The 15,161-nt window shown below is 77.9% G+C and carries 19 protein-coding genes and 1 pseudogene; 9 read left to right on the forward strand and 11 right to left on the reverse strand.

All coding sequences use genetic code 11. From position 1 onward, the window contains the following. Positions 1-3: 3 nt before the first annotated feature. Both ACI79F_RS08690 and ACI79F_RS08695 read left to right on the forward strand, forming a co-directional pair. Positions 4-948 (forward strand): annotated as a pseudogene (locus ACI79F_RS08690) (PDR/VanB family oxidoreductase); the annotation flags it as partial. Between the two features lie 10 nt (positions 949-958). Continuing rightward, entirely contained in the window at positions 959-1,747 is a 789-nt protein-coding gene (locus ACI79F_RS08695) for an IclR family transcriptional regulator (protein WP_456545989.1), read from the forward strand. Here ACI79F_RS08695 and ACI79F_RS08700 read toward each other — a convergent pair. Both ACI79F_RS08700 and ACI79F_RS08705 read right to left on the reverse strand, forming a co-directional pair. Continuing rightward, positions 1,737-2,612, reverse strand: coding sequence for an NAD-dependent epimerase/dehydratase family protein (locus tag ACI79F_RS08700; RefSeq protein WP_456545988.1), 876 nt, complete (start codon positions 2,610-2,612; stop codon positions 1,737-1,739). The genes ACI79F_RS08695 and ACI79F_RS08700 overlap by 11 nt on opposite strands. Further along, positions 2,597-3,529 (reverse strand): EamA family transporter, encoded by a 933-nt coding sequence (locus ACI79F_RS08705; RefSeq protein WP_456545987.1) that lies wholly within the window; start codon positions 3,527-3,529, stop codon positions 2,597-2,599. The genes ACI79F_RS08700 and ACI79F_RS08705 overlap by 16 nt, the downstream gene beginning before the upstream one ends. A gap of 89 nt (positions 3,530-3,618) precedes the next feature. Between ACI79F_RS08705 and ACI79F_RS08710 the strand changes: the two genes are divergently transcribed. After that, positions 3,619-4,128 (forward strand): MarR family winged helix-turn-helix transcriptional regulator, encoded by a 510-nt coding sequence (locus ACI79F_RS08710; RefSeq protein ID WP_456545986.1) that lies wholly within the window; start codon positions 3,619-3,621, stop codon positions 4,126-4,128. A gap of 7 nt (positions 4,129-4,135) precedes the next feature. Here the strand turns inward: ACI79F_RS08710 and ACI79F_RS08715 are convergent, their stop codons facing one another. Both ACI79F_RS08715 and pdxY read right to left on the reverse strand, forming a co-directional pair. Then, on the reverse strand, positions 4,136-5,596 hold the full coding sequence (locus ACI79F_RS08715) for an amino acid permease (RefSeq protein WP_456545985.1): 1,461 nt from the start codon (positions 5,594-5,596) through the stop codon (positions 4,136-4,138). Between the two features lie 124 nt (positions 5,597-5,720). Further along, positions 5,721-6,572, reverse strand: coding sequence for a pyridoxal kinase PdxY (gene pdxY, locus ACI79F_RS08720; protein ID WP_456545984.1), 852 nt, complete (start codon positions 6,570-6,572; stop codon positions 5,721-5,723). Positions 6,573-6,591: 19 nt separating this feature from the next. Here pdxY and ACI79F_RS08725 point away from each other — a divergent pair, with 19 nt between their 5' ends. Next, a complete protein-coding gene (locus ACI79F_RS08725; RefSeq protein WP_456545983.1) occupies positions 6,592-7,113 on the forward strand; it encodes an N-acetyltransferase family protein in 522 nt (173 codons plus the stop codon). 78 nt (positions 7,114-7,191) lie between these two features. Here ACI79F_RS08725 and ACI79F_RS08730 read toward each other — a convergent pair whose 3' ends face one another. Together ACI79F_RS08730 and ACI79F_RS08735 are read right to left on the reverse strand one after the other, a co-directional pair. Beyond that, entirely contained in the window at positions 7,192-7,779 is a 588-nt protein-coding gene (locus ACI79F_RS08730) for a cysteine dioxygenase (protein ID WP_456545982.1), read from the reverse strand. Between the two features lie 66 nt (positions 7,780-7,845). Then, positions 7,846-7,968, reverse strand: coding sequence for a putative leader peptide (locus ACI79F_RS08735; RefSeq protein ID WP_456545981.1), 123 nt, complete (start codon positions 7,966-7,968; stop codon positions 7,846-7,848). A gap of 44 nt (positions 7,969-8,012) precedes the next feature. Here ACI79F_RS08735 and ACI79F_RS08740 point away from each other — a divergent pair, with 44 nt between their 5' ends. Continuing rightward, entirely contained in the window at positions 8,013-8,144 is a 132-nt protein-coding gene (locus tag ACI79F_RS08740) for a hypothetical protein (RefSeq protein ID WP_456545980.1), read from the forward strand. On the opposite strand, the gene ACI79F_RS08745 is transcribed toward ACI79F_RS08740, so the two are convergent. Beyond that, positions 8,128-8,604: a hypothetical protein gene (locus ACI79F_RS08745; protein ID WP_456545979.1), complete on the reverse strand. Its 477-nt coding sequence runs from the start codon at positions 8,602-8,604 to the stop codon at positions 8,128-8,130. The two genes, ACI79F_RS08740 and ACI79F_RS08745, sit on opposite strands and share 17 nt — an antisense overlap. Before the next feature lie 36 nt (positions 8,605-8,640). Next, positions 8,641-9,600, reverse strand: coding sequence for an LppW family protein (locus ACI79F_RS08750; protein ID WP_456545978.1), 960 nt, complete (start codon positions 9,598-9,600; stop codon positions 8,641-8,643). A 180-nt stretch (positions 9,601-9,780) separates the two neighbouring features. On the opposite strand from ACI79F_RS08750, the gene ACI79F_RS08755 reads away from it, so the two are divergent. Next, on the forward strand, positions 9,781-10,869 hold the full coding sequence (locus ACI79F_RS08755) for a glycosyltransferase (RefSeq protein WP_456545977.1): 1,089 nt from the start codon (positions 9,781-9,783) through the stop codon (positions 10,867-10,869). Between the two features lie 163 nt (positions 10,870-11,032). Further along, a complete protein-coding gene (locus ACI79F_RS08760; protein ID WP_456545976.1) occupies positions 11,033-11,698 on the forward strand; it encodes a hypothetical protein in 666 nt (221 codons plus the stop codon). Here ACI79F_RS08760 and ACI79F_RS08765 read toward each other — a convergent pair. Next, a complete protein-coding gene (locus ACI79F_RS08765) occupies positions 11,695-12,183 on the reverse strand; it encodes an SRPBCC family protein (protein ID WP_456545975.1) in 489 nt (162 codons plus the stop codon). The genes ACI79F_RS08760 and ACI79F_RS08765 overlap by 4 nt on opposite strands. A 95-nt stretch (positions 12,184-12,278) precedes the next feature. On the opposite strand from ACI79F_RS08765, the gene ACI79F_RS08770 reads away from it, so the two are divergent. Continuing rightward, entirely contained in the window at positions 12,279-13,463 is a 1,185-nt protein-coding gene (locus ACI79F_RS08770; protein ID WP_456545974.1) for a CaiB/BaiF CoA transferase family protein, read from the forward strand. Next, positions 13,460-14,257 (forward strand): acyl-CoA thioesterase, encoded by a 798-nt coding sequence (locus ACI79F_RS08775; protein ID WP_456545973.1) that lies wholly within the window; start codon positions 13,460-13,462, stop codon positions 14,255-14,257. The genes ACI79F_RS08770 and ACI79F_RS08775 overlap by 4 nt, the downstream gene beginning before the upstream one ends. Here ACI79F_RS08775 and ACI79F_RS08780 read toward each other — a convergent pair. After that, the gene (locus tag ACI79F_RS08780) at positions 14,254-14,772 is read right to left on the reverse strand and encodes a gamma carbonic anhydrase family protein (protein WP_456545972.1); all 519 of its coding nucleotides are present in this window, start codon (positions 14,770-14,772) and stop codon (positions 14,254-14,256) included. The two genes, ACI79F_RS08775 and ACI79F_RS08780, sit on opposite strands and share 4 nt — an antisense overlap. Continuing rightward, entirely contained in the window at positions 14,769-15,098 is a 330-nt protein-coding gene (gene fdxA / locus ACI79F_RS08785) for a ferredoxin (RefSeq protein ID WP_456545971.1), read from the reverse strand. The genes ACI79F_RS08780 and fdxA overlap by 4 nt, the downstream gene beginning before the upstream one ends. Between the last annotated feature and the right edge of the window lie 63 nt (positions 15,099-15,161).

Genomic DNA, 15,161 nt, shown 5'->3' on the forward strand with positions numbered 1-15,161 from the left:
GACGAGCTGGAGCTGACGCTGCGCGTCGACCGCCGGACGACCGGGGCCGAGGGCGTCGTCGTCCTCGACCTGCGCGACCCGGCGGGCGCCGACCTGCCCGCCTGGGAGCCGGGGGCGCACGTCGACCTGCTGCTGGCCGACGGGCTGACCCGGCAGTACTCGCTGTGCGGGGACCCGGCCGACCGCTCGGTGTGGCGGGTCGCGGTGCTGCGCGAGCGCGAGGGCCGCGGCGGGTCGGCGCACGTGCACGAGGAGCTGCACGAGGGAGCGACCGTCGGCGTCCGCGGCCCGCGCAACCACTTCCCCCTGGTCGAGTCGCCCCGCTACCTGTTCGTCGCCGGCGGCATCGGGATCACCCCGGTCCTGCCGATGCTGCGCGCCGCCGAGGCCGCCGGCCGGGAGTGGGAGCTGCACTACGGCGGGCGCAGCCGCCGCTCGATGGCGTTCCTCGAGGCGCTCGAGGACGCGACGGGGGAGCGGGTCACGCTGCACCCGCAGGACGAGGTGGGCCTCATCGACCTCGACCGCCTGCTCGGGACGCCGCGGCCGGACACGCTGGTCTACTGCTGCGGCCCCGAGCCGCTGCTGGCCGCGGTCGAGGCCCGCTGCGCCGCCTGGCCCGAGGGCAGCCTGCACGTCGAGCGGTTCGCCCCCAAGGACGCCGGGGAGCCGGTGCGCACGGACTCCTTCGAGGTCGAGCTGGCCTCCGACGGGCGCGTGCTCACCGTCCCGCCGGAGCGGTCGGTGCTGCAGGTGCTGGAGGAGGCCGGCGTCGACGTCCTCTCCTCCTGCACCGAGGGGACCTGCGGCACCTGCGAGACCGGGGTGCTGGCCGGCGACGTGGACCACCGCGACTCGCTGCTGACCCCCGCGGAGCAGGCCGCGAACGACACCATGTTCGTGTGCGTCTCCCGTGCGGCCGGCCCCAGGCTGGTGCTCGACCTCTGAGCGGCGTCCGGTGACCGGCGACCGGACGGCGGGCGGGAAGCTGCTCGCCGTCCTCGCCGCGTTCAGCCGCGAGCGCCCGGCCCTGACCCTCTCCGAGCTGGCGAGGGCGACCGGGATGCCGCTGTCGACGGCGCACCGGGTGGTCGCGGAGCTGCGCGCGTGGGGTGGCCTGGAGCGGGGGCCGGACGGCCGGCTGCGCGTCGGGCTGCGGCTGTGGGAGCTGGGTGCGCTCGCGCCGCGCGGGCTGGGTCTGCGCGAGGCGGCGCTGCCGTTCATGGAGGACCTCTACGAGGTGACCCACCAGAACGTGCAGCTCGCCGTCCGCGACGACACCGAGCTCGTCTTCGTCGAGCGGATCGCCGGGCGCGAGGCGGTACCGGTGCACACGCAGGTGGGCGGCCGCTTCGCGCTGCCGCCCACCGGGGTCGGGCTGGTGCTGCTGGCGCACGCGCCGGGCGAGGTGCAGGAGCGGGTGCTGGCCGGGCCGCTGCAGCGGTACACGGCGCACACCGTCACCGACCCGCGGCAGCTGCGCCGGGTCCTGGCCGAGGTCCGGCGCACCGGGGTGGCCGTGAGCGACCGGCAGGTGACCGCGGACGCCGTGTCCGTGGCCGCCCCGATCACCGCCGGGGACGACGTGGTGGCGGCCCTGTCGGTGGTCGTGCGCGGCGACTCCGCGGCCGCCGTCCGCGCGCTCACCCCCGGCGTCCGCGCCGCCGCCCGGGGCATCTCCCGGACGCTGGGCCCGGCGGCGGCGCGGACGTGGCCGGTGGACCCCGGCGAGGCCGTCAGCGGCTGAGCACCGCGCTGCGGTCCAGGTCGGCGACCAGGGTCGGCCCGGTCGGCTCCCAGCCGAGCTCGGCCCGGGCCAGCGCGCCCGTGGCCCGCTGGTCCAGCAGCAGGGCGGCGCCGAACAGGCCGAGCCGCTCGACCGTCGCGTCGTCGGTGCTGCCCACCACGGGCCCGCCCCCGGCGGCCGCCAGCCCGATCTCGCGCACGGTCGGGTTGTGCCCGCTGACGCCGAGGTACCAGCTGCCGGCCGGGGCCGACCGCAGCGCCAGCGCGTACAGGCGGCCGAGGTCGGCGGCGTGCACGGTGGTCCAGTGCTGCTCCCCGCTGCCGGGGAGGAGCAGGGCGCCGTCGGCGGTGCGCGGGCCGTCGCCGACCACCGCGGCGGGGATGCCGGCGCCGGCGTCGTGCACGATCCCCGGCGCGACGACGACGGAGCGGACGCCCGTCGCGGCGGCGGCGCGCACCCGGGTGTCCAGCGGCACCCGCCACGCGGTGAGCTCCGGCGGGGCGGCCGGGGTCGACTCGTCGACGTCGCCGGCGCCGAGCACCCAGGCGCCGCTGGTGTGCACGTAGGGCTTCCCGCTGCCGGCCAGCGCCGGCAGCACGGCGTCGAGCAGGGCGGCGTCGGCCGCGGCGCTGGTCTCGTCGCCGGGCGAGGCGGTGTGCACGAACCCGTCGGAGTCCCGGGCCGCCGCGACGAGCAGGCGCCCGTCGGTGAGGTCGCCGCGGACCGGGGTGGCCCCGGCCGCGGCGAGGCGGGTGGCGGCGGCGTCGGTGCGGGCCAGCGCCGAGACGGTGACGCCGTCGGCGAGCAGGGCGCGGAGGACGGCGGAGCCGATCAGGCCGGTGCCGCCGGTCAGGAACACGTGCATGAGGGTCGGTCCTCTCGAGGGGTGGGGGCGGGGGAGCGCTGGGCCAGGGCGACCGTGGCGAGCGCCAGGGTCATGCCGGCCAGCTGGAGCGGGGTGAGCAGCTGGTCGAGCAGCACCCAGCCGGCGGTCGCCGCGACGACGGGGGAGAGCAGGCCGAGGAAGCTGACCCGCGCGGTGGGCAGCGAGCCGACGCCGCGCAGCCACAGCACGTAGGCGAGCGCGGTGTTGACGGTGGCGAGGTAGAGCAGCCCGCCGGCCTCCCCGGCGGTCAGAGCCGCGGGCAGGCCCTCGAACACCAGGGCGAGCGGCAGCAGGAACAGGCCGCCGGCGGCCAGCTGCCAGCCGGTGAAGGCGAGCACCGGCACCGGCCGGCCCCACCGCTTGGTGAGGACGACGCCGGTGCCCATGCAGGCCGTCCCCGCCAGGCCGGCGAGCAGGCCCACCGGGTCCAGGGCGACCGGGCCGGTGACGACGATCAGCGCCACGCCGGCCACCCCGAGGACGCCCAGGCCCACGGTGCGCCCGCGCAGCCGCTCGCCGAGCAGCGGCACGGCGAGCACGGCCACCAGCAGCGGTTGGGCCGCGCCGAGCACGGCCGCGATCCCGCCCGGCAGCCGGTAGGCGGCGACGAAGAGCAGCGCGAAGAACGCGCCCATGTTGAGCACGCCGAGCACGGCCGCCTTCCACCACCAGGCCCCGCGCGGCAGCAGCCGGCCGGCGGCGGCGAGCAGCAGGCCCGCGGGCAGGGCCCGGACCGTGGCGGCGAGCAGCGGCCGGTCCGGCGGCAGCCACTCGGTGGTGACGACGTAGGTGGTGCCCCAGGTGACGGGGGCCAGCGCCGTGGCGAGGGTGAGGAGGCCGAGCCGGCGGGAGGGCGTCGGGACGGCCACCGGGACGGGGAGGGCGGTGGCGGTCATGACGCTGATAGTTCGCCGTCATGTATCTCGATGTCAAGATACTTGGGACCGTGTATCTCGGAGGCGTACAGGTGTGCGATGCTGCACGCGTGCAGCGACGGGACGGCGTGGACGCGATCATCGAGCAGTGGGCGGCCGAGCGGCCGGACCTGGAGACGGCGGCGATGGAGGTCTTCGGGCGGATCTACCGGGCGGCCCGCGTGGCCGGCGACGCCCAGGAGCGCTTCCACGCCCGCTTCGGCATCACCCGCGCCGACTTCGACGTCCTCGCCACGCTCCGCCGGGCCGGCGGCGCCGAGGGTCTCTCCCCGGGCCGGCTCACCGCCGAGATGATGCTGAGCAGCGGGGGGATGACCAGCCGGCTGGACCGGCTGGAGAAGGCCGGGCACATCGTCCGCTCGCCCGACCCGGCCGACCGCCGCGCGCTGATCGTCCGGCTGACCGAGGGCGGCCGCCGGCTCATCGACGAGGCGGTCACCGCCGGCCTCGCCCAGCAGCAGCAGATGCTCGCCGACCTCCCCGAGCGGCGGCTGCGCCGGATCGCCGACGACCTGCGCGACCTGCTCGCCTCGGTGGAGGGGCACGCCGCCGAGGGCTGACGGCCGCTCAGCGCGCCCGCGCGCGGACCCGGGAGTGCCGCCGGCCGTAGGCGAGGTAGACGAGCCCGCCGAGGGCCAGCCAGGCGGCGAACCGCAGCCACGTCTCGATGCTGAGGTTGAGCATCAGGTACAGGCAGGCCAGCGCCGACAGGGCGGGCAGCACCGGCGACAGCGGCACCCGGAACGGCCGGCGCAGGTCCGGCCGGGTGCGGCGCAGCACCGGGACGGCGGCGGAGACCAGCAGGAACGCGAAGAGCGTGCCGATGCTCACCAGGTCGGCGAGCGTCCCCAGCGGGACGAGCGCGGAGAGCACGAGGACCAGCCCGCCGAACAGCAGCGTGATCCGCACCGGCGTCCCGGTGCGCCGGCTGATCCCCGCGACCGCGGGCGGCAGCAGCCCGTCGCGGCCCATCGCGTAGCCGATCCGGCTGGCGGTCAGCAGGTCGACCAGGATCACCGAGGTCAGCCCGGCGACGGCGGCCAGCGAGATGAGCGAGGACGCCCAGCCGGCGCCGACCTGGTCGAAGGCGTCGGCCAGCGGCGCGCCCTCGTCGAGCCGGTCGTAGCGGACCATCCCGACCAGCACGAGCGAGACGCCGACGTACAGGACGGTCGACAGCGCCAGGGTGCCCAGCAGCCCGAGCGGCAGGTCGCGCGCCGGCCGGCGGGTCTCCTCGGACAGGTTGGCCACCGCCTCGAACCCGGTGTAGGCGAAGAACACCACGGCGGCCGCGGTGAGGACGCCGCCGATGCCGAACGCCACCGGCTCCAGCCCGGCGACGGCCTCCAGCAGCGGCCGGGCGAGCCCGCCCTCGCCCTCGGCCGGCCGCGACGGCGGCACGAACGGCGTCAGGTTGGCGCCGCGCACGAACCAGGCGCCGGCGACCACGATGAACACGCAGACGGCGACCTTGACGACGACCAGCGCGGCGGTGACCCGTGCGGACTCGCGGATGCCGAGCACCGCGACGGCCACCAGCACCAGCACGATCAGCACCGCGCCGACGTTGACCGGCGCGTCCTCGCCGAACAGCGACGGCGGCAGGTCCAGCAGGTTGCCCACGTAGCCCGACCAGCCGCGGGCGACGACGGCGGCGCCGAGGGCGAACTCGAGGAACAGGTCCCAGCCGATGACCCAGGCGACGACCTCCCCGGCGGTCGCGTAGGCGTAGGAGTAGGCGCTGCCCGCCGTCGGCACCGACGAGGCGAGCTCGGCGTAGCAGAGCGCCGCCAGCGCGGCGACGACGCCGGCCAGCACGAACGAGACGACGACGGCCGGGCCGGCGTTGTTCCTCGCCTGCACCCCGGTCAGGGTGAAGATGCCGGTGCCGATCACCACGCCGATGCCGAACCCGACCAGGTGCCGGGCGGTCAGCCGGCGGCGCAGGCCCCCGCTGCCGCCGGAACCGTCGGCGTCGCCGGCCTCGGCCCGGATGTCCTCGACCGACTTCGTCCGGAACAGGTCCACCCGGCCAGCCTGAGCGCCCCCGGCCGGCGGCGCAGGGTGGAGGCCGCTCGGCGTCCGGTGGGACGGCCTCCCTGCAGGGGCCCGCCGCGAGCTGGCGAGCGGTGGGGGGCAGGGAGGTCCTTCGTCAGACCTCCTCGACCGCGAAGGTGCGGCTCGGGGCGACGAACTCCTCCTGGGCGGCGACCAGCAGGATCTCCCGCGAGCGCGCCGCCTCGGTGGCGGCGAGCAGGCCGTGCACCGAGGCGCCGGCCCGGGCCAGGGCCTCGGCCGCCGAGCGGGTGTCCAGCCAGTGGGCGAGGAACAGCGCGGCGATCGCGTCCCCGGCGCCGTTGACCGACACGTCCAGCCGCGGGGTGCGCACCCGCCAGTGCCGGCCGCCTTCGGAGGCGAGCAGGTCCACGGCGTCGTCCGGGGTGTCCTCGGCGACCAGCGAGGTGGTCAGCACCACCCGGGGGCCGAGGGCCTGCACGGCGGCGACGGCGTCCTTGACCGACTGCAGCGAGCCGGTCGTCTCCCCGGCGAGCAGGTCCAGCTCGAAGTGGTTGGGGGTCACCAGGTCCGCCGCGGGGACGGCGACCTCGCGCATGAACTCCGGGATGCCGGGCCGGACGAACACCCCGCGACCCACGTCGCCGATCACCGGGTCGCAGCAGTAGACCGCCGACGGGTTGGCCGCGCGCACCCGCGCCACGGTGCCGACGACGGCGTGCCCGATGTCGGCCGAGCCGAGGTAGCCGGAGAGGACGGCGTCGCAGCCGCCGAGCACTCCGCGGTCGGCGATGCCCTCGACCACCTCGTCGACCGCCTGCCCGTCGAACACCCGCCCGCGCCACTCGCCGTAGCCGGTGTGGTTGGAGAACTGGACGGTGTGCACCGGCCACACCTCGATCCCCAGCCGCTGCAGCGGGAACACCGCGGAGGAGTTGCCGACGTGTCCGTAGGCCACGTGCGACTGGATCGACAGGACGGCGGTCATGGCCCCGTACCGTGCCACAGTGCTCGTCCGCGATGCCGACCCCGCCGACGCCGCCCGCTGCGCCGAGGTCTACGCGCCCTACGTCGCCGACGCCGCGGTGTCGTTCGAGGCCGAGCCGCCGACGGCGGCGGAGATGGCCGCCCGCATCGCCCGCGCGCAGGAGCGGCACGCCTGGCTGGTCGCCGAGGGCGAGGACGGCGGGGTGGTCGGCTACGCGTACGGCGGGGAGTGGATGTCGCGCGCGGCCTACCGCTGGACCTGCACGGTCAGCGTCTACCTCGAGCCCGGCCGGCGCCGCACCGGCGCGGGCCGAGCGCTGTGCGAGGCGCTGCTCGCGCGGCTGGCCGACCGCGGGTACCGCACCGCGCTCGCCGGCGTCACGCTGCCCAACCCGGCCAGCGAGGGGCTGCACCGGGCGCTGGGCTTCACGCCGGTCGGCACGTTCGCGCGGGTGGGCTTCAAGCAGGGCCGCTGGCACGACGTCACCTGGTTCCAGCGGCCGCTCAGCGACGACGACGGCCCGCCGGCGCCGGTGCGCTGACCCGGCGAGGACGCGCCCGGGCGACGACGTCCCTCCGTCGGACGCCGCCGCCCGGGCGCGGGCCTCAGGCGGGAGGCGTCACCAGTCGACGCCCGCCCGCTCGGTGCCGGTGTGCCGCAGGCCGCAGCCGGCGATCCGGTAGGTGTTCATCACGGTCAGCCGGGGCGCGTAGACGTGCACGCTCACCGCGGGCAGCACGCCGACGTTGGTCACCTGGTGCACGTGGTGCGGGCCGAAGGGCCGCACCCGGCCGGTGTCGAGCAGGACCTCCTCGTCGCGGACCCCGCCGGTGCGCGTCTCGGTGACGGTCAGCTCGGTCAGTGCACCCTGCACGACGCCGAACGCACCGGCCGAGCCGCCGTGGTCGTGCAGCGGGGTGCCCTGGCCCGGCAGCCAGGACAGCACCCACACCTGGGCGGCGTCGAGGTCGGCGTGCAGGGCCGGGTCGAGCGCCGCGGCGGCGGTGGCCGGGTCGAGCAGGTGGGTCCAGCGGCTCCCGGGCCGGTACTCGACGAGGTCGGCCCAGGCAGCGGCGTTCGCGGCGAGGGCGGCGGCGAGTGCCGCGGCGCTGGTCCGGCGCGCGGTGACGTCGTCGCGGCGGCGGCCGGAGGTGATGGTGGCGAGCAGGTCGGCGGCGGGGGAGGGCAGGGCGGTGCTGAGGGTCACGGGAGTCCTGACGGCAGGCGCGGCTCCTCGGCCGGGAGCGCGCGGGGGAGATGGGTGACGGCGGCGTCAGGCGGCCGGACACAGCGCGCTGGCGACCCGCAGCAGGTCCACGGCGGACCGGCGGTACAGGGCGGGCGCGGGAGGCACGGCGTCCACCCAACGGGACGAGGCATTACCTGTCAAGTCCATCGGATTGGTAGGGTTTCGTGTCGCGGTGCGGCAGGCTCGTCGCCGTGAGCCGACCCGATCTCGAGGCCTCCTGGCCCGGCCGCCGGCTGCACGCCGTCGACGGGCTGTGTCCCAGGGCCGCGCCGGCGCGCGTCCCGGCCCGGGCCGCGACCGGCCGGCTCACCGAGGTCCGCTGAGTCCGCTCTCCACCAGGACGGCGACGGCGGCCGCGCCGAGCGCGTCCACCTCGCCCGCCAGCCGGCGCAGCGGCACGGGCCCGGGGGAGCACAGCAGGCCGGCCAGCCGCGCCGTCGCCCGCCGCATCCGCTCGCCGGCCGGCCGGCCGTCCTCGCCGGGCCGGCCCCGGACGTCCCACGGCTCGCCGAGCTCGGCGCACAGGCCGGGCAGCCGGCGCAGCAGGTCCGCGCAGCCGGCGGCCAGCCGCCACCACGTGCCGGCGGCGACCGGCACCGGCCGGGCCGGGTCGAGGCGGGCGCCCGCGTCGGCCCAGCGCAGCAGGCCCACGACGTCGGCCCACACCGCGTCGTAGACGACGCACGTCACCGCCGAGGAGCCGGGCGGCCGGTGCGCCAGCACGGTGGCGTGCGCGGCGGCGGGGTCGAAGAGCCAGGTGCGTCCGGCGGGGGATCCCTGCATGCCCCCACGCTGGACCGCGGCGGTGGGAGCAGCCGGTCAGCGCGCTGGGAGGTCGCTGGCAGCGGTGGCCGCGATCAGCGCACCGGCCGCGGTGTCCAGCGCGCCGACGGCGGTGGCCCACGGGACGGCCGCGGGGAACTCCCCGAGCAGCACGACCACCCGCCCGTCGGGCAGGACGCCGGCCGAGTGCAGGTGCCGCCGGCCGTCCACGCAGCACATCCAGCCCTGCTTCGCCCCGATCGCGCCGCCCGCGCCGAGCACGCCGTAGACCTGGTCGAACCCGTCGGCCGCGACCGGTGTCACCCCCCGCAGCGCGTCCCGCATGGTCGCGTCGGCCGGCCGGCTCCCGCGGGTGACGGCGGAGAGCACCACGGCCACGTCGCGCGCCGTCGTCGGGGCCAGCCCCCACTGGCCGGGCACGGCCGGTGGCGCCGTGCCGGTGAGCCCGTGCCGGGCGGCGGCCGCCGTGACCAGCGCCGGGCCGTCGTGGCGCACCCACAGCGCGCTCATGGCGGCGTCGTCGGAGCGGGTGAGCGCCGCCGACATCAGCGCCAGGTCGGTCATGGTGAGCGCCGCGGACCCGGCGAAGAGCCGGGTGAGCAGCTCCTCGACGACGAGCAGCTTGACCAGCGAGGCGGTCGGCAGCCGCCGGTCGGGGTCGGCGGCGGTGAGCAGCGCGCCGTCCCGGCGGAGGACGACGAACGAGATGGCGCCTCCCGCGGCCTGCGCGACCTGCGCCACGGCGGGCGGCGGCGGGACGGCCCGCGCCGGGGGGAGCGGGGCGGCCTGCACGCCGGCGACCCCACCGTCCGGCCCGGCCGCCCGACCGGCCGCCGGCACGGAGCCCCCGCTCGTCAGCGGCCCGGCGTCCTGCGGGAGCACCGGGACGAACGTCAGCCCCGCGGCGACCACGAGGACGGCCAGCCAGCAGAGGGCCGCCCGGGGGTGGACGCGGGAGCTCGGCGCCCGGCCGGGGGGCGCCGCGGGGCGGCGCATGGCGCCAGCGTGCGCCGCCATCCTGTGAAGGACCTGTGAGCCGCGTCACCGGTCGGGCGACGCCGCCGGTCCGGCCGTCGGCGCGGAGGTAACGAGATGTCGCCGCGGGCGTCACCGGGCGGACACGACCGCCCGGCAGCCTGGGCGGCATGAGAGGTGCCGGAGCATGAGGGGTGCCGCGTGAGGGTCGCCCTGCTGACGTGCCGCCCCGGGCCGGGCGGCCCCGCGCGCACCCTGGCGCTGGCCGCGGCGCTCACCCGGGCCGGGGCCCGGGTGACGGTCTGGGCGCTCGGCGGCGTCGGGCCGGGGCAGCCGGTCGATCCGGCGGTGCGGCTGCGCACGGTGCCCCTGCCCGACGTCCCGGGGGAGGACGCCGGTGCGCTCGCTGCCCGGTCGGCCGTTGCGCTGCGGTCGGCGCTCGCGGCGGCGGGGGAGGGGTACGACGTCGTGCACGCCCTGGACGACGTCGGCGCGGCGGCCGTCCCCGGCTGCCTGCGCACCGTGCACGCGGTCGACCCGGCCGGCGCCGGCGAGCCCGCGGTGGTGGGTCCCCGCGCGCTGCTGTGCACCTCCGCGGCGGTGGCGGCGCAGGCGCGCGCCGCGTGGGGCCGGGACGCCACCGTCGTCCCGCTCGGCGCCGACGTCGACCGGTTCGCCGCGGCGGCCGGGCCCGAGGGCGCCGCCGCCCGGGGCCGGTGGCGCGCCCGCCTGGGCCGGTACGTGCTGGCCCTCGGCGGCGTCGGGCCGCGCCGGGGCGTCCTCGACCTGGTCGAGGCCATGGCCACCGTCAAGCTCGCCCGGCCCGACCTGATGCTCGTGGTCGCCGGCGAGGACCCCACGCCCGGCGCCGCCGGGTACCGGCAGGTGGTCGACGCCCGCGCCCTGGAGCGCGAGGTCTACCCGCTGGTGCTCGGGCCGGTGCCGGACGACGAGCTGCCGGGGCTCGTCGCCGCCGCGCAGGCCCTCGCCGTCCCGTCGGCGGCCGACGGCGCCGGTGCCGCCGCGGTCGAGGCCCTCGCCGCGGGGGTGCCCGTGGTCGGGCGGGACCTGCCGGAGCTGCGGGAGGTGCTGACCGGGGTCGCCGTCCTCGCCGCCGGCCCGCCCGGGCTCGCCGCCGGCCTGCTCGCCGCCGGTCCGCCCGACCCCGGGCGCGCCGCGGCCGGCCGGGCCGTGGCGCAGCGGCACGGCTGGGACGCCGCCGCCCTCGCCTACCTGCGCTGTTACCGGGCGCCGGCCGCCGCGGGGGACCGGCAGCCGGTCACCGCCTGACCCGCCGCGCCCGGTCTGACACGGGCAACCCTTGCTGCCGTTTCGGCCGATCGCTGGCAGAAGTGGGACTGGAGGCCGCACACCCCCTCGCCGATGTTCCAGCGTCGGACCGAGCGGGGATCGACCGGCGGCCGGAGCGGACGGCAGGGATCGGGGGTGCGGGGTGCAGGGGTCGGGGCCGGTGCAGAACTGCGGGACCGCCCAGCAGGAGGCGACCGGGCCGGCGTGGTGGCTGGTGGACGGCGCCGACCGCGTGGTGGCCGGCCCCTACGCCGACCAGGGCGAGGTGGTCTGGGCCACCGGCCCGTTCGGTCCCGAGGACGGCGCCGGCGGCACCCCGGCCTACGGGATGCGGCGCGACAGCGGCCGGCTGGCCCGGCGCCCGTCGCCGGAGGACCGCGCGTGGCTGGCCGACCTGTCCGGAGAGCTGGAGCGGGTCGGCGAGGAGTGGGACCCCCTGGTCGACGACGGCTCGCCGCTGGTCGGGCTGCTCTGCCAGCTCGGCGCGGCGCTGGTGGAGGTGGGGCTGCCGCTGCACGACTGCGGCGGCCGCACGGCCACCCGCACCCGCGGCGGCGTCTGCCTGACCCCGAGCCCGCTGCAGGACGGCGTCGTCGTCGCCTGGACCCAGCACCTGCGCGCGACGCGGGACGCGGCGCGGCCGGCGGAGACCGAGCGGTGGCTGCAGGAGACGATGAACCGCACCCTCGCGGGCCTGCTCGCCGGCCTGGGCTTCGCCACCGCCCCGTTCGGCGACGCCAGCGCCGCGCTGGTCACCGGCCGCCTCGCCGTCCTGGACGGGGCCGGCAGCGAGGCCGCCGACGGCTAGCCCCGGCGGGCCGCCAGCACCCGGTCGAGCCTGCCGAACGCCCGCTTGCCCAGGACGCCGGCCAGCGCCCCGCTGAGCCTGCCGGCCAGGTGCGGCCAGGTCTCCGACGCCAGCGTCCAGGTGAGCCGCGTGCCGGTGCCCTCGGGCTCGACGACGTAGTCCTCGGCCAGCGCCCTGACCCCCGGCATCCCGCCCTCGGCGATGGTGAACGCCCACCGCCGGCCCTCCTCCCAGGCGATGACGGTCTCCACGAGGCGGCTGCGGCCGACCCGCACCTCCCGCTGGCTGCCGACACCGTGCGGCGCCGGCGTGAGGTACCGGCCCTGCTTCGAGAAGCCGGGGAACCACTCGCCCCAGCCGGCCGGGTCGTGCGCCAGCGCCGCGAAGACCTCCGCCGGCGGTGCGGCGAGGGAGAAGGAGCGCGTGGTCCGGTGCGGCGCCGTCTGCAGGAAGGACAGGTCGACCGGGCGGGTAGCGGAGGCCATGGGCGGAGACAGTAGACCGATCGGTACCGCTTCCGGGAGGCCGTCGCGGGGTGCCGCCCGGGCACCGGCGGGCCGGCTGGTTACGGTGACCGGCCGTGGACCCTGACCCCTCCCGTCCCGACGTCGACCCGCCCGCCGGCCCGCTGCGCGGGATCCGCGTCGTCGAGCTGGCGGGGCTGGGCCCCGGCCCCTACGCCGGCATGCTGCTGGCCGAGCTGGGCGCGGACGTGCTGCGCGTCGACCGGCCCGGCGGCGGGACGGTGCTGCTGCCCCCGCAGCACGAGCTGCTGCACCGCAGCCGGCCCTGCGCCGCGGTCGACCTCAAGCGGCCCGAGGGCCGCGACCTGGTGCTGCGGCTGCTGGACTCCGCCGACGTCCTGGTCGAGGGGCTGCGCCCCGGGGTCACCGAGCGGCTGGGGCTCGGCCCCGACGACGTCCTGGCCCGCAACCCGCGGCTGGTGTACGCGCGGATGACCGGCTGGGGGCAGACCGGCCCGCGGGCCGCCGAGGCCGGGCACGACATCAACTACCTCGGGCTGACCGGCGCGCTGCACGCGATCGGCCCGGCCGACCGCCCGGTGCCGCCGCTCAACATCGGGGCGGACTTCGGCGGCGGCTCGCTGTTCCTCGTCGTCGGCGTGCTCGCCGCGCTGCTGGAGCGGGCCGGCAGCGGCCACGGCCAGGTGATCGACGCGGCCATGGTCGACGGCGCCAGCTCGCTGGTCACGATGGTCCAGGGCCTGCTGCGCGCCGGGCTGTGGACCGACCGCCGCGAGGCCAACCTGCTCGACGGCGGCGCGCCGTTCTACACGACCTACGCGTGCGCCGACGGCCGGCACGTCGCGGTCGGCGCGCTCGAGCCGCAGTTCCACGCCCGGCTGCTCGAGGGCCTGGGCCTCACCCTGCCCGGCGGCCAGCACGACGTGGCCCGGTGGCCGGAGCACCGCGCGGCGATGGCCGCCGTCTTCGCGACCCGCACCCGCGACGAGTGGGCGGCGCACTTCGCCGGCACCGACGCCTGCGTCACCCCCGTGCTCGGGCTGGCCGAGGCGCCGGCCGACCCGCACCTGGCCGCGCGGGGCAGCTACGTCGAGGTCGGCGGCGTCGCCCAGCCCGGTGTCGCCCCGCGGTTCTCCCGGACCCCCGGCGCCGTGCGCAGCGGCCCGCGGCTGCCGGGCCAGGACACCCGGACGGCGCTGGCCGCCTGGGGCGTCGGGAGCGACGAGGTGCAGCGCCTGCTGGACGACGGCGTGCTCGCCGCGGACGGGGCGGGACGGTGACCGCCGCGGAGGGGACGCCGCTGCCCGAGCTGCTCTCGGTCCGCGAGGTGGGGCCGGACCGCTGGCTGGCCGACGCCCTGGCCCCCGGCCGGCACAACGGCCTGTACGGCGGGCAGGTCGCGGCGCAGGCGCTGGTCGCGGCCGCCCGCACGGTGGCCGCCGAGCGGGCCCCGCACTCGCTGCACGGCTACTTCCTGCGCCGCGGCGACGCGCGGCTGCCGGTGCTCTTCGACGTCGAGCGCGACCGCGACGGGCACAGCTACTCCGCGCGCACCGTCGTCGCCCGCCAGGAGGACCGGGTGGTCTTCCGGATGGCGGCGTCCTTCGCCGGCCGCGAGGACGGGCCCGACCGGCAGGCCGTCGCCATGCCCCCGGTGCGGGCGCCGGAGGACTCGCAGCCGCTGCCGCCGACCCTGACCGGCGTCGAGGTGCGCGACCCGGAGCCGAGCGCCGAGCGGCAGCACCCGATGCGGACCTGGGTGCGGGCCCCGGGTGCGGACGCCGGCGACCCGCTGCACTCCGCGGCCGTGCTGGTGTACGTCTCCGACCTGTTCAGCGGCCTGGCGCACCTCATGGGCCCGCGAGTGCGGTCGATGGCCAGCCTCGACCACGCGGTGTGGTTCCACCGGCCGGTGCGGATGGACGACTGGGTCCTCATGGACCACGTCGGGACGTCGGTGGCCGCCGGCCGCGGCTGGTACTCGAGCACCCTGTTCGACCGGACCGGGGCCGCCCTGGCCAGCTGCGCGCAGGAGATGGTGATCCGAGAGGCGCGCGGCCCCGGGGACGGCTAGCCGACGCGGGTGAGCCCGTCGCGGAAGCGGCGGGCGTTCTCCACGTAGAGGGCGACGGCGTCGGTGACCCAGGCGCCGGTGCCGGCCCCCTCGCGCACCCGCGCCGGCACGCCCAGCGCCCGGTGGTCGGGCGGGACGACGGTGCCCTCGGGCACCAGCGCCCCGGCGCCGATCAGCGCACCGTCGCCGACGACCACCCGGTTCATCACCACCGAGTTCGACCCGACCAGCACCCGGTCGCCGATCGTGCAGCCCTCCAGGTGCGCGAGGTGGCCGACCACGCAGTCGGCGCCGATGACGGTCGGGTGCTCGGCGGTGGTGTGCAGCACCGTGCCGTCCTGGATGGACGTGCGGGCGCCGATCCGGATGTCGCCGTAGTCGCCGCGCAGCACCGCCTGCGGCCAGACGCTGACCTCGGGGCCGAGCTCGACGCGGCCGATCACGGTGGCGTCGGGGTGCACCCAGGCGGTCGGGTGGACGACCGGGGCCACGCCGTCGAGCGCCCACAACGTCATGCGCCGGCGACCAGCTCGGTGTCGACGCCGACCTTGCCCACCTTGGAGGCGCCACCGGGGCTGCCCAGCGGCTCGTCGCGGCCGGGCAGCGGCTCGATGAAGAAGCGCCGGTTGTCGGCGATGTGCGGCTCGTTCTCCTCGGTGACCCGGCGGTCCTGCGCGATCGCCTCGACCGGGCACACCGGCTCGCAGGCGCCGCAGTCGATGCACTCCTTGGGGTTGATGTACAGCTTGCGGTCGCCCTCGTAGATGCAGTCGACGGGGCACTCGTCCACGCAGGACATGTCGGTGGTGTCGATGCACTCGCTGCCGATGACGTAGGGCACGGGGGTCTCTCCTGGAACGGGCTCGAAGGGGTGGGGTCAGGCGGCGGCCGCGCGCGGCGGCGC

The sequence above is a fragment of the Blastococcus sp. SYSU D00868 genome, from assembly GCF_054050575.1.

Excerpts from the sequence above, each read along its gene's own strand:
- ACI79F_RS08700 (WP_456545988.1), bottom strand. The coding sequence starts at position 2,612 with ATGCACGTGTTCCTGACCGGCGGCACCGGCCTGATCGGCTCCGCCGTC.
- ACI79F_RS08705 (WP_456545987.1), bottom strand. The coding sequence starts at position 3,529 with ATGACCGCCACCGCCCTCCCCGTCCCGGTGGCCGTCCCGACGCCCTCC.
- pdxY (WP_456545984.1), bottom strand. The coding sequence starts at position 6,572 with ATGACCGCCGTCCTGTCGATCCAGTCGCACGTGGCCTACGGACACGTC.
- ACI79F_RS08735 (WP_456545981.1), bottom strand. The coding sequence starts at position 7,968 with ATGGACTTGACAGGTAATGCCTCGTCCCGTTGGGTGGACGCCGTGCCT.
- ACI79F_RS08745 (WP_456545979.1), bottom strand. The coding sequence starts at position 8,604 with ATGCAGGGATCCCCCGCCGGACGCACCTGGCTCTTCGACCCCGCCGCC.
- ACI79F_RS08750 (WP_456545978.1), bottom strand. The coding sequence starts at position 9,600 with ATGCGCCGCCCCGCGGCGCCCCCCGGCCGGGCGCCGAGCTCCCGCGTC.
- ACI79F_RS08765 (WP_456545975.1), bottom strand. The coding sequence starts at position 12,183 with ATGGCCTCCGCTACCCGCCCGGTCGACCTGTCCTTCCTGCAGACGGCG.
- ACI79F_RS08780 (WP_456545972.1), bottom strand. The coding sequence starts at position 14,772 with ATGACGTTGTGGGCGCTCGACGGCGTGGCCCCGGTCGTCCACCCGACC.